Origin of the sequence: Roseinatronobacter ekhonensis (assembly GCF_900499075.1) — a bacterium.
Lineage (GTDB): Bacteria > Pseudomonadota > Alphaproteobacteria > Rhodobacterales > Rhodobacteraceae > Roseinatronobacter > Roseinatronobacter ekhonensis.
Genome location: NZ_UIHC01000006.1, coordinates 95623 through 108944 on the forward strand (window position 1 = coordinate 95623; position 13322 = coordinate 108944).

A 13322-nucleotide genomic window follows, 5' to 3' on the forward strand; every position below is an offset into this window, starting at 1 on the left:
GGTGAGAAACCCCTGCTTTGCCGGAACCGTCACACAACAAACCGCGCCGCCGCGCGAGAGGCAAGCGAAAGCTGCGAATTTGTCCCCCGTGGCAAAGAACTGCCCGCAAGATCGCCATTCCGTCTTTCGCGTTCTGAACTGCCGGACTAGAGTGTGGGGATGACCAACACCCCCCGTTTCATACATCTGCGCACCCATACCGAGTATTCGTTGCTAGAGGGCGCGGTGCCGCTGAAAAAACTGGTGAAAACCTGCGCCGAGAAGGGGTTTCCGGCAATTGCGGTGACGGATACTGACAATATGTTCGCGGCGCTGGAGTTTTCGGTTCTGGCGTCGGGGCTAGGTGTGCAGCCGATTCTGGGATGTCAGGTGTCGCTGGCCTATGACCCGCCCGCGCCGGGCGAAAAGCTGCGTATGCCCGCGCCATTGGTGCTGCTGGCGCAGTCGGAAGCGGGATATGCGAACCTCATGGCGCTCAATTCCTGCCTGTATCTACCCACAGACCGCCCCGTCCCGCAGGTCACGCTGGAAGAGCTGGAGGCGCATTCAGACGGTGTGATCTGCCTGACCGGCGGTGCCGATGGTGCGCTGGGCCGGCTGGTGCAGACCAACCAGATGCCCAAAGCGCGCGCGCTGTTGGAGCGGCTGGCGCGCGCCTTCCCGGACCGTCTGTATATCGAATTGCAACGCCACGCGGGTGAGGACGGCCAGATGATGGAGGCCGAGCGCGTCACCGAGCGCCCCTTTGTCGAGATGGCCTACGAAATGGGCCTGCCTTTGGTCGCGACCAATGATGTCTATTTCCCCAAGGCCGACATGTATCAGGCGCATGACGCGCTGTTGTGCATAAAAGAAGGTGCCTATGTCGATCAGGCCGCGCCTCGCCGGCGCCTGACGCCGCAGCACTACCTGAAATCGCCAGAGGAAATGGCGGCGCTGTTCGCCGATCTGCCCGAAGCGTTGGACAACACCGTCGAGATTGCGCGCCGTTGCGCCTATAAGGCAGAGAAGCGCGCGCCCATCCTGCCGCGCTTTGCCGAGGACGAGGTCGAGGAATTGCGCCGTCAGGCCCGCGAGGGGCTGGCCGCGCGACTGTCTGTCATCCCCCATGCCGCCCCGGTCGAGGATTACGAGAAGCGGCTGGAGTTTGAGCTGGGCATCATCGAAGGCATGGGCTTTCCCGGCTATTTCCTGATCGTGGCCGATTTCATCAAATGGGCCAAGGAACAGGATATCCCCGTCGGTCCCGGTCGTGGGTCCGGCGCGGGCAGCCTTGTGGCCTATGCGCTGACCATCACCGATCTGGACCCGTTGCGCTACGCGCTGTTGTTCGAGCGGTTCCTGAACCCCGAACGTGTATCCATGCCCGATTTCGACATCGACTTTTGCATGGACCGCCGTGAAGAGGTGATCCGCTACACCCAAGACAGATACGGCCATGACAAGGTGGGCCAGATCATCACCTTCGGCGCTTTGCTGTCCAAGGCCGCCGTGCGCGATGTGGGCCGCGTGCTGCAATTGCCGTTCGGGCAGGTCGACAAGCTGTCCAAGATGATCCCGGTCGAAGGGGTCAAACCCGTCAGCATTGAAAAAGCCTTGGCCGATGAGCCGCGGCTGCGCGAGATGGCGAAGTCGGAAGAGGTGGTCGACCGCTTGCTGACCCATGCGCAAAAGGTCGAAGGGCTGCTGCGCAACGCCTCTACCCACGCCGCCGGTGTCGTCATCGGCGACCGTCCGCTGGACCAGTTGGTGCCGCTGTATCGCGATCCCCGGTCCGATATGCCCGCCACGCAGTTCAACATGAAATGGGTCGAACAGGCCGGGCTTGTGAAGTTCGACTTTCTGGGCTTGAAGACCCTGACCGTGATCCAGAACGCGCTGGACCTGCTGAAACGGCGCGGGGTGGATCTGGATATCTCTCACATTCCGCTGGATGACGAGGCGACCTACAAGCTATATGCCAGCGCCCGCACCGTGGCCGTGTTTCAGGTGGAAAGCACGGGCATGATGGACGCGCTGCGCCGCATGAAACCCACCTGCATCGAAGACATCGTGGCGCTTGTGGCGCTGTATCGCCCCGGCCCGATGGAGAATATTCCGACCTATTGCGAGGTGAAGAACGGGCAGAAGGCGCTCGAATCCATCCACCCCTCGATTGACCATATCCTTGAAGAAACCCAAGGCATCATCGTTTACCAAGAACAAGTGATGCAAATCGCGCAGGTCATGGCGGGCTATTCGCTTGGCGGCGCGGACCTGTTGCGCCGTGCCATGGGTAAGAAGATCGCCGAGGAAATGGCCAAGGAGCGCCCGAAATTCGTGAAGGGCGCGATTGAAAACGGAGTGGATGAGAAAAAGGCGGGCGAGGTTTTCGACCTGCTGGAGAAATTCGCCAATTACGGGTTCAACAAATCGCACGCCGCCGCTTATGCCGTGGTCAGCTACCAGACCGCCTATCTGAAGGCGAATTACCCGGTCGAGTTCATGGCAGGTGTGATGAATTGCGATATTCATCTGACCGAAAAGCTGGCGGTCTATAAGCGCGAGGTGGACCGCCTGAACATTGCCGTCATCCCGCCTTGTGTGAACCGGTCGCGCGCGCGGTTCGATGTGAAGGACGGGGCGCTGGTCTACGGCTTGGGCGCATTGAAGAACGTCGGTGTTGATGCCATGCGCCTGCTGGTGGAGGGGCGCGGCGACAAACCCTTTGCCACGCTGTTCGACATGGCCCGCCGGGTGGACCTGAAACGCGTCGGCAAACGCGCGCTGGAAATGCTGGCGCGCGCGGGGGCGTTCGACCAGTTGGACCGCAACCGCCGCCGCGTGTTCGACAGTCTGGACGGGCTTGTCACCTATTCCGCGGCGGTGTTCGAGGCGCGCGCGTCCAATCAGGTCTCGCTCTTTGGCGAGGCGGGGACCGACATTCCAGAGCCGCGCATGGCGCAGGTGGATGACTGGTTGCCGATAGAGCGGCTTGCGGGTGAGCATCAGGCCATCGGGTTCTACCTGTCGGGCCACCCGCTGGATGATTACGCGGGCGCGCTGAAGCGCAAGAAGGTCATGACGCTGGCCGAGATCGAGAAGAAAGCCGTCGGCGGCGGTATCGTGGCCAAGATCGCAGGGGCCGTGTCGTCCCGACAAGAGCGCAAATCGGCACGCGGCAACCGCTTTGCCTTTGTGCAGCTATCCGATCAGACAGGTTTGTATGAGGTAACGGTATTTTCCGAGGCCCTTGAAGCCGGGCGCGACTATCTGGAGCCGGGGCAGAACGTTGTCCTTTCGGTCGAGGCAACGATGGAAGCCGACACGCTGAAACTGCTGGCACGCGGCATTCAGCCGATTGACGCTGTCGTGGCGGATGCCGGCGCTGCGGGCTTGCGTGTGCATGTGGCCGACCCGTCAGCTATTGGGGCCGTTGCCAAACTGCTGGGGCGCTACGGCACCGGGCGCACGCGCGGTCCGCTGTGGTTTTGCGTGACCGATCCCGAGCGCGGGCAGGAATACGATATCGACACGGGCCAGCTATATGCCATCACGCCCGAAGTGAAAGGGGCGGTAAAGTCGCTCGACGGTGTGGTTCTGGTCGAGGAAATGTAATGATTCGGCCGAGTCGTCGATGCGATGCTCACGTCTGCGGCTCTATCCACGTATAAAACTGGCCCGTTATTTTGTTTCACAAGGGCGATCTAGAAATCAGCGATTGGCCTAACTGTTTCGAATTCAAAGATAACGCTCAGAAAAATTTGCGAATTTTGGCCAGAGTTGGGCCATGAGCGAGCCAGAATGCCGCAATTTGCCCTTAAGCATTTCTTAACGCCGCAGTGCGTGGTTGTGACGGAAATGTGAAAGGAACGCGACGATGTCTTTTAAATTTTTCAACTGGGGCGGTAACTGGAAAAACGCCTGGAACAGCAAGAATGATGACGAGCGCGGGGCGGGAACGTCTGGCGATAAAGGATCGGGCTCGCGGGGCAGCAAAGGCTCGCGTGGCAGCCGTGGTTCGCGCGGTCACAAGGGATCTGGCTCGCGTGGCAGCCGTGGTTCGCGCGGTCACAAGGGATCTGGCTCGCGTGGTAGCCGTGGATCGCGCGGTCACAAGGGATCGGGTTCGCGTGGTAGCCGTGGTTCGCGTGGCAGCAAAGGCTCGCGTGGCAGCCGGGGATCACGCGGCAGCCGTGGTTCGCGCGGTCACAAGGGATCAGGCTCGCGTGGTAGCCGTGGATCGCGTGGCAGCAAAGGCTCGCGTGGCAGCAAAGGCTCGCGTGGCAGCCGGGGATCGCGCGGTAGCCGTGGTTCGCGCGGTCATAAGGGATCAGGCTCGCGTGGTAGCCGTGGATCGCGTGGTAGCAAAGGCTCGCGTGGCAGCCGGGGATCACGTGGTAGCAAAGGCTCATGCGGTAGCCGGGGCTCGCGTGGTAGCCGTGGTTCCGGCGGCGGTCATAACAATGACGGCACCGATGTGTCCAAGGTCAAGTTCTTCTACAGCACGGTCAACGATGACGGTACGACCAGTGAACTGACGCCTGAAGGCTGGGCGCAGGTGGTCGAAGTACAGATGCCGGAAGGCACCGCCTTTGACGAAATCCCGCTGGAAGAGGCCGAAGAGACGGTTCTGGCCGATCTGGAAGAAAAGGGCATCGAGATTGGCGAGGTCACGCAGGTCACGGTGGTTGGCACCGATGCCGATGGCAACGAGGCATACTACGACTATAACCTGGTCGAGGATGACAAGGGCAACCTGTCGCTGGAACCAAAGTCGGAGGATGATGATTACGCCGCGCTGCTTGGCGGGGACGATCCCGACGAGGACGATCATCCCGACAAGGACGACGAGGATGACGACGACGACCACGGCTGGTGGTGCTGAACGATCCTGACTGACACGTTACCGCCCGGCCATGCGCCGGGCGGTTTCATTTTGTCCGGTCCCTGCCACGTCGCGGTCCTTCTTTCGCCACGATCTTTTGGCCTCTTGGCAGTATAGGCCCAGCAGAGGTGCGATATGGATATTGAACACACCATCAAGCGAATGGACATGGACAAGGAAGACGCGACGCGGTTCCGGCGCGTACACAGCGCGGCGCAGTCCTTGTTCGGAGATCGGCTGACAAGCATCAGCACGCCGGGTGGCAGCTACCGCGCCAGCTACCGTGTTCACTTGGGTGACACGACTGCCATCGCCAGTTGCCGCGACGATTTCCGTCGCACGCGGATCGAAGCATTTGCATTGCGGAAAATGGGTGCGACTTGTGACTCCATGCCGCGCTGTCTGGGCCTGACCGACGATGTGCTATTCCAGTCTGATGCCGGACAACGACGCCTTAACGTGGCCATGTTCGAAGGCGACAAGACCGCACGTGAAGCAACCGCTGCCAAGGCGGTTGAGGGGTTGTTTACCCTGCACCGCGCCGCGCGCGCCGCCGAGATGCACAAGTATATGCCGCCGCTCGGGGCCTCGCGGCCCTGGGTGACACGGTTCGTGAATGCCGTGCGCAAACTGGAAAAGCAGGGCGCACGGATGGGCAAGGGCTTTAACCGCTTCAAGGTAATAGAAGCCCTGACAGTCGAGCCGACGCAATTTGTGAAATGGGATTGCCGGTCGGGCAATGCGGCGCTGGATGCGACGGGCAAATTACGCTGGTTCGATTTCGAATATTGCGGATTGCGCCATGGGGCAGAGGATTTCGCATGGCTGATCGCCGATGAAAGTTGGCCCATGGACCCACAAACCATGTTCGAGATGGTGCGCGATGCCTACGACCCCGACACGCCGCACCAGCGCGACGAATGGCTGGACCAGCTATCGCTGTATACGGTGTTCCATGCGTTGCAACGCCTGCAACTTATGCAGTCAGAGGTGGCCAAGCGCGGCTGGAAATCCAAGCGCAAGGTGGTCGCCCGCGACGATGTGGGCCTGCACCCGGATTTCGCGATCCAGCTATGCCATGTCGCGATGTATTTTGCAGAGCGCAGTCGGCTGACGGCGCCACTTCTGCCCATGTTCGAAGAGGTCGCGGGCGAATTGGCGCCGCTGGCCGAGTGCGCCTGAGAAAACACAAGGAACGCCCGCATGACCACTTTGCAACTCACCCGCACCGCCAATAAAATCGGCTGGACGGACACCTATTACAACGGCGGCGTCGAAGGGCGTCCGCTTGCCGAATGGTTTACAGCCGAATTCGCGGCCCATTTCGATGCGATGGATTTCAGCGCCGACCTGTCAGAGCCAGACATTGCGGCCAGCGCGGATCCGGCACCCGCCGCCCAGACCACTGCGCCGGATGTTTGTGCAAATTGCGGGCTGTGCGTGGACGGCTCCATCTTTCCGACAGAGCCGGAGGATGGCGCGAAAACACCCCGTATCGCGGGACAGACCTATGAATGCCGCCTTCTGCGGCGCGCCCGGTCAGGCGATGTCGACCCCGCCTTCGCCGTGCAAGCGGTGCAGGATGCGCATGCCATGCAGGCCCGTGCGATTGATGGCTTTGTTGCGGCTATGCCCGAGCATTTCGGCAATTTGCGCCCGGCCACCGCGTTGGACGCCGAAGAACACTATGTTCAGGGCCGCGCATTGGGCATCGACGTGAACAAGCTGGTGCGCGATACCGCCTGGTTCCACCATGAGACATTTCGCGGCTTCATCCGGTTGAATTTCGAAAGCAGCTTTCTGGAACGCTGACCTGGGCACCACTCCGGGCTGGACAAGTCCTGTCATGCGCCACAAAACGGGGCAACTGACAAAGGACGCGCCCCATGAGCACTGCACACACCGTTTCCGTCGGCGATTTCCAGATCGGGGGCAAGGCCCCGATTGCCCTGATCACCGGCCCGTGCCAGCTTGAGAGTCTGGACCATGCCCGCATGATGGCAGAGCGGATCGCCGCCGCCTGCGCGCCCACTGGCACGCAGTTTATTTTCAAGGCGAGCTATGACAAGGCGAACCGGTCCTCTCTGAGCACTGCGCGCGGGCTTGGGATGGAAGAGGGGCTTTCGATCTTGTCGAAAATTCGCGACGAATTCGGCTGCCCCGTTCTGACAGATGTGCATGACGCCCGCCAATGCGCGCCCGCGGCCGAAGCTTGCGACGTGTTGCAGATACCGGCCTTTCTGTGCCGCCAGACCGATCTGTTGTTGGCGGCGGGCGAAACGGGTGCGGCGATTAATGTCAAAAAAGGGCAGTTTCTGGCGCCTTGGGACATGGCTAACGTCGCGGCCAAGATTACCTCGACCGGCAACACGCGCGTCATGCTGTGCGAGCGGGGCACGTCCTTTGGCTACAACACGCTGGTCAGCGACTTTCGCGGGTTGCCGATCATGGCGCAGACGGGCTTTCCGGTGGTGTTTGACGCTACCCATTCGGTGCAGCAACCCGGCGGGCAGGGAACCACGTCTGGCGGACAGCGCGAATTTGCGCCGGTGCTGGCGCGGGCGGCCTGTGCCGTGGGCGTATCAGCGCTGTTCATTGAAACGCATGAAGACCCGGACAGCGCCCCCTCTGACGGCCCCAACATGATACCGGTGGACCAGATGGAAGCTCTGATCGCGCAGTTGCGCGCGTTCGATGCGCTTGCCAAGGGGCTTGCCGCATGAATGACATCGCCATCATCATCCCGGCGCGCTATGCCTCTACCCGGTTTCCGGCCAAACCGCTGGCCCCGCTGCTGGGCGCGTCGGGGCAGGTGAAAACCCTGCTGGAACGCTCGGTCGAGGCAGGGCGCGCGGCGATGCGCGACATGGGACTGGCCGCGACGCTGCATGTGGCGACCGATGACAGCCGGATCGCCGACGAGGCCGCGCGCATTGGCGCCGACGTTATCATGACATCCGAGGGCTGCCGCAACGGTACCGAACGGGTGGCCGAGGCGGTGCAGAGCGCTGGCATCGACGCAGAGATCATTGTCAATCTGCAAGGCGACGCGCCGCTGACACCGCCGCATTTCGTGACTGCGCTGGTGCAGGCGATGCAGGCTGACCCGGCCTGCGGAATCGCCACGCCCGTTTTGCGCTGCGACGCCGATGCGGTGGCGAATTTCATCGCCGACCGCGCGGCGGGTCGTGTCGGCGCGACGACGGTGGTGGCGGACCAACTGGGGCAGGCGCTTTACTTCTCGAAAGAGGTCATCCCCTTTACCAATGGTCGGGGCGTGGTCGATGGTGTCGTCCCCGTGTTTCATCATGTCGGCCTATATGCCTATCGCCGCACCGCGCTGGACGCGTATATGGGCTGGGATACCGGCCCGCTGGAAACGCTTGAAGGGTTGGAGCAGTTGCGCTTTTTGGAAAACGGCCACCCGGTGCGCGTGGTCGAAGTAACCGCCCCCGGTGCTGTGTTCTGGGAGTTGAACAACCCGTCCGACACGGCATTGATCGAAGGGTATCTGGCCAAGATGGGCTGGCCTTGAGCTGGGTGCAGGCAGATCATCTGTGCGTAGACACTTGAAAGCCGGACCACTATGACGGGAGCCTTGCCCATGACAGCGTTTTCCTTTGCCACCGCAACAGACATCAGGTTCGGGCGCGGCGTGGGGCCGCGCGCGTTGGACCAGTTGGCAGCGATGGGCCCGCGCCTGTTGCTTGTGCACGGGGCCAACGCCGCGCGGTCTGCGTGGTTGCGTGACGGGTTGGCGGAACGCGGCTGTACCGTGACCGGCTTTGCGGTGTTGGGGGAACCGGACTTGCCAATGATCGACGCGGGTCTGGTACTGGCGCGCGTGACAGACGTTCAGGCTGTTGTCGCGATCGGCGGCGGCGCGGTCATAGACGCCGGAAAGGCGCTGGCGGCCCTTGCCCCTGCGACGCGCCCCGTCTTGGACCATCTGGAGGTTGTCGGACAGGGCCTGCCGTTGGATCACGCGCCGTTGCCGTTTGCCGCACTGCCCACGACCTCTGGAACAGGGGCCGAAGTGACACGCAATGCGGTTATTTCCGTGCCCGACGCGCGGCGCAAGGTCAGCCTGCGCGATGCACGGATGCTGCCGCGTTTGGCGGTCATCGACCCTGCGCTGACCGATCTGTGCCCGCGCTCGGTCACTCTGGCCTCTGGTCTGGATGCAATAACGCAGGTGATCGAACCCTATATCAGCACTCGTGCCAACCCGCTGACCGATGCGCTGACCCTGCCGCGCATTGTGCCTGCACTGCGCGCGCTGGGGCGACTTATGCAGTCCGAGGGCGCCGCCGCGCGGGACGAGATGGCTTTGACCAGCCTCTGTGGCGGGCTGGCGCTGGCGAATGCCGGTCTTGGCGTTGTGCACGGGTTGGCCGGGCCGCTGGGCGGCTTGTCCAATGCGCCGCATGGAGCGTTATGCGGGGTGATGTTGCCCCACGGCTTGACCGCAAACGCGGCGCGCGCCACGGGCGACGCGGCAGACCGCATCGCCTGCGTTCAGGCGAAGATCGGGCAGGCGCTGGATGTGCCCGCCGCGCAAGCATTCGATGCGCTGGCCGAGTGGTCGGCGCAAGCTGGCCTGCCGGGGCTGGACGCGCTGGGCGTCGAACCCGACCACCGTGCAGAGGCCGCGCGTATGGCGGCCAGTTCATCATCCATGAAGGCCAATCCCGTCGCGCTGGACGAAGCCGCGCTGGCCCATATTATGGACGCCGCGCGCTGACAGTTTGAAACCCGCGCCCCGCGCGGTATACCCGTGCCAAACCCAACCGCAGGAGCGCCCATGCCCAACCCAACCGCTGCCATGCTTGTCATCGGCGATGAAATCCTGTCCGGCCGCACACGCGATGCGAATATGCACTATCTGGCGGGCGAATTGGCACGCGTGGGCATAGACCTTGAAGAGGTGCGGGTCGTGTCGGACAAGTCCGCGCGCATCATTGATGCGCTGACCGCACTGCGCGGTGCCTATGACCATGTGTTCACCTCTGGGGGGATCGGACCCACGCATGACGATATCACTGCCGATGCCGTCGCGGCGGCCTTCGATGTGGGAATCGACGTGCGCGAAGATGCCCGTGCGATCCTTGCCGCGCATTACCAGCGCACGGGGTTAGAACTGAATGCAGCCCGCCTGCGCATGGCGCGCATTCCTGATGGCGCTACATTGATCGACAACCCGGTGTCGTCCGCCCCCGGTTTCACGCTGGGCAATGTGCATGTCATGGCCGGGGTGCCTGCGGTGTTTCAGGCCATGGTGGCATCTGTCCTGCCGGGGTTGCAAGGTGGTGCGGCGCTCTACAGCCAGACATTATGTGTCCAGCGCGGCGAGGGCGAGATTGCAGGCGTTCTGTCGGATTTGGCCAAGGCCCACCCCGATGTCGGCATCGGCAGCTATCCCTTCCAGCGTGACGGCGCGTTCGCCGTGAATGTGGTCGTGCGCGCGGCCGATAAGTCTGCGGTCGATGCCGTGATGGTCGCGCTTTGCGCCAGTTTCCCGGATGCGGTTGCATGATCGGCGCAGATGCCTGCATGGCGGCGCTTGCCGCCACATGGCCCCCTGCGCGCAGTTGGGACCAAGACGGCTGGACGCTGCGCGACGGTGCCGGAGGGGGCAAGCGCGTCGCTGCGGCCAGCGCGAGAAACGGGGCCCGCGCCGCCGATCTGGCACGGCTGATGCCGGACGGTCCGCTTGCCATGCTGCGCCCCGATCAGGACGTGCTGGATGCCGAGCTGGCAGCCCTTGGCTATGGCATGGTTGACCCAACGCTGGTCTATGCCGCGCCCGTCGCTGATCTGGCGCAAAAGCCGCCGCATGTCAGCCTGTTCGACATTTGGAAACCTCTGGCGATCATGCGCGAAATCTGGGCCGAAGGCGGCATTGGTCCTGCGCGCTTGGCGGTGATGGACCGCGCGGCTGGCCCGAAAACCGCCTTCATCGCGCGGCTTTCCGACCGCGCTGTGGGGTGCGGTTTTTGTGCGATACATGACGGCGTTGCGATGCTGCACGCAGTCGAAATTGCGCCCGCCTTTCGCCGCCAGGGGGCCGCGCGCACCATGCTGCACGGGGCTGCGCATTGGGCGCAAGGGCAGGGCGCGGACTGGCTGGCCTTGGCGGTGACAGAGGCGAACGCGCCCGCGCGCGCCTTGTATGATGCGGCGGGGATGCAGCAGATGACTCGCTACCATTACCGGCAGGGCGCTACCCGAGTTTGAACGCGGGTGCGCGTGGCGGCACCTTTGTCGGCATGCAGCAGCGGCAAGGGGCAATTGTCAGCTTGCTGTCAGGTAACGAGCGTTATAGCGCCGGTATAAAACTGCCAAGAAAGCCTTTCACATGACTTCCGACCATTCGCCCCGGATGATGCTCTGGCGGCCAACCCTTTCGCATCTTTGGTTGAACATGGTCGTTGCCGGATACATGCTGGCTGTCCTGAACGCCGGGTTCTGGGAACGGCTGCTTGGCATATTCAGCGGCAAACCTTTGCAGGTAGCTGCCTTTGGCCTTGCAAGTTTTGCCCTGACCGTGCTGATGCTTGAGTTCTTCGGCCTGTCGCGCTTACAAAAACCGGTGGCCGCCCTGTTGATTGTGATCGCCGCTGCCTCCAGCTACTTCGAGCAGGTGTTCGGAGTGCTGATCGACCGCGAAATGATCCGCAATGTCATGGAAACGACCCCGACCGAAGCGGGCCATCTTGTCACCCTGTCCGCAGTGCTGAACATTGGGCTGCTGGGTGTGCTGCCCGCAGCGCTTGTGTTCTGGCCCCATGTCCGGCGGGTTTCTGGGGTGCACCATCTGTGGCGTTGGCCCCTAGGGGTGGCTACTTGCTTCGGCTTGGTGGCGGGTGGATTGATGATGGACTTCAAGGCGTTCTCTGCGGTCTTGCGCGAGCGTCACGACCTGATGGGCAGCTATCAGCCCGGCGCCACCGTGACCGCCATTTTCAAGTTCGGCAAAGAACAATTCGCAAGTGCAATGCCAGAAGCGCAGCCCATCGCGACCGACGCGCGCCGCGGCGCCTATCTCGCGTCAGCGGACAAGCCAGTGCTGCTGGTTTTCTTTGCCGGCGAAACCGCCCGAGCACAAAACTTCGGTTTGAACGGGTATGCCCGCGATACGACGCCGGGACTGCGCGATCGCGGTGTGATCAACTACCCTGATGTGTCGTCTTGCGGCACGTCAACAGCCGTGTCGTTGCCTTGTATGTTTTCTGCCCTGCCGAAGGCCGAGTATTCGCGCGAAAAGTTCCTGTCCCAATTTACGTTGCTAGACGTGATAGAGAGGGTCGGTTTTGATGCGCAATGGTTCGAGAACAACGCCGGTGAATACGATATCGCAGCGCGCACGGGCGTGTCGCGCGTGGATGCCACATTGGACCCCGCTGCTTGCGAGATCGAATGCACGGATGAGATATTTCTGCCGATTATCGAAAACACGCTGGCAACGATCACATCCGACACTGTTCTGGTGCTTCATATGATCGGAAATCACGGCCCTGCGTATTACCTGCGCTATCCGCCAGAGCGCGCGCCCTTTCAGCCGGATTGCCCGACCGCGGAATTCGCGAAATGCGCGGTTGAGCAGGTGGTCAATTCCTATGACAATGCAATTTATGAAACGGACTATGTTCTGTCGCGCAGCATCGATATGCTGCAAGCCTCTGACCGTGCCTATTCCGCAGTGATATTCCTGTCGGATCATGGCGAGTCTCTGGGCGAGAACGGGTTGTATCTGCATGCAGCCCCCATGTTCATGGCCCCCGAAATGCAAACCAAGGTGCCCATGGTGATGTGGCTAAGTGACAGCTATAGTCGTGTCATGGGAATTGACACGGCATGTCCGATGGAAACTGCACAGCGCCCGGCAAGTCAGGACAACGTATTCCATACAGTTCTTGGGCTTCTGGATATTCAGACCGACACGCGCCAACCTGCATTGGACCTGACAGAGGGCTGTCGCATGGCAGCGGCCCAGCTATGACGGAACCGCGCAAAAACAGCGCCCGGCGCGTGGTGATGCCGCGCGGCGGGCTTTTGCATATCGTGGACGCGGCGGGCTATTCGCTCGCGGGCTTGCGTCGGTTGTGGCGCGAGACTGCCGCGCGGCTGGAAATGCTGGGTGCGGCCTTGGTTGTGGTTCTCTTCGGTTTAGGGGGTGCGGCGCCGTGGCACTGGTTGGTCGCCGCGTTCCTGTTCGCGCTGGTTCTGGCGGTGGAGGCTATCAATACCGCGCTCGAAGACCTTGCCGACCATCTGTCGCCCGAATGGTCGCAAATGGCGAAGAATGTCAAAGACCTCGGGTCGCTTGCTGTCGGGCTTATGCTGCTGGCCACCGGTGGTTTTGTGGCAGCGGTTTTGCTGGGCCTAGTGTAATTAAGATTCCCATAAGGCACGGTATCCGTTAACCTTTGGTCAAATTCAGCTATGGAGCAGA

General features: G+C 62.0%; 11 protein-coding genes. All 11 read left to right on the plus strand.

Going from position 1 to position 13322, the window contains the following annotated elements; all coding sequences use genetic code 11:
• Positions 1-159: 159 nt before the first annotated feature.
• The 11 genes from dnaE to ROE7235_RS04670 all read left to right on the plus strand — a co-directional run bounded on the left by dnaE (position 160) and on the right by ROE7235_RS04670 (position 13261).
• A complete protein-coding gene (dnaE, locus tag ROE7235_RS04620; RefSeq protein WP_121093501.1) occupies positions 160-3597 on the plus strand; it encodes a DNA polymerase III subunit alpha in 3438 nt (1145 codons plus the stop codon).
• Positions 3598-4459: 862 nt separating this feature from the next.
• Positions 4460-4867: a hypothetical protein gene (locus ROE7235_RS04625; RefSeq protein WP_121093502.1), complete on the plus strand. Its 408-nt coding sequence runs from the start codon at positions 4460-4462 to the stop codon at positions 4865-4867.
• 135 nt (positions 4868-5002) lie between these two features.
• On the plus strand, positions 5003-6049 hold the full coding sequence (locus tag ROE7235_RS04630) for a phosphotransferase family protein (RefSeq protein ID WP_121093503.1): 1047 nt from the start codon (positions 5003-5005) through the stop codon (positions 6047-6049).
• Positions 6050-6070: 21 nt separating this feature from the next.
• Entirely contained in the window at positions 6071-6679 is a 609-nt protein-coding gene (locus ROE7235_RS04635; protein ID WP_121093504.1) for a hypothetical protein, read from the plus strand.
• Between the two features lie 74 nt (positions 6680-6753).
• Positions 6754-7590, plus strand: a complete 837-nt coding sequence (gene kdsA, locus ROE7235_RS04640; RefSeq protein ID WP_121093505.1) for a 3-deoxy-8-phosphooctulonate synthase — start codon at positions 6754-6756, stop codon at positions 7588-7590.
• Positions 7587-8402, plus strand: a complete 816-nt coding sequence (locus ROE7235_RS04645; protein WP_121093506.1) for a 3-deoxy-manno-octulosonate cytidylyltransferase — start codon at positions 7587-7589, stop codon at positions 8400-8402. Before kdsA ends, ROE7235_RS04645 begins: the two co-directional genes overlap by 4 nt.
• 69 nt (positions 8403-8471) lie before the next feature.
• Positions 8472-9611, plus strand: a complete 1140-nt coding sequence (locus ROE7235_RS04650) for an iron-containing alcohol dehydrogenase (protein ID WP_121093507.1) — start codon at positions 8472-8474, stop codon at positions 9609-9611.
• Between the two features lie 60 nt (positions 9612-9671).
• Positions 9672-10403 carry a competence/damage-inducible protein A gene (locus ROE7235_RS04655; RefSeq protein ID WP_121093508.1) on the plus strand — a complete coding sequence of 244 codons (732 nt, stop codon included), beginning with the start codon at positions 9672-9674 and terminating at the stop codon, positions 10401-10403.
• The gene (locus ROE7235_RS04660; protein WP_121093509.1) at positions 10400-11104 is read left to right on the plus strand and encodes a GNAT family N-acetyltransferase; all 705 of its coding nucleotides are present in this window, start codon (positions 10400-10402) and stop codon (positions 11102-11104) included. Before ROE7235_RS04655 ends, ROE7235_RS04660 begins: the two co-directional genes overlap by 4 nt.
• A gap of 121 nt (positions 11105-11225) precedes the next feature.
• Complete coding sequence (locus ROE7235_RS04665; protein WP_121093510.1) at positions 11226-12869, plus strand: phosphoethanolamine transferase; 1644 nt, start codon at positions 11226-11228, stop codon at positions 12867-12869.
• Positions 12866-13261 carry a diacylglycerol kinase gene (locus tag ROE7235_RS04670; protein WP_121093511.1) on the plus strand — a complete coding sequence of 132 codons (396 nt, stop codon included), beginning with the start codon at positions 12866-12868 and terminating at the stop codon, positions 13259-13261. Before ROE7235_RS04665 ends, ROE7235_RS04670 begins: the two co-directional genes overlap by 4 nt.
• Positions 13262-13322: the final 61 nt, after the last annotated feature.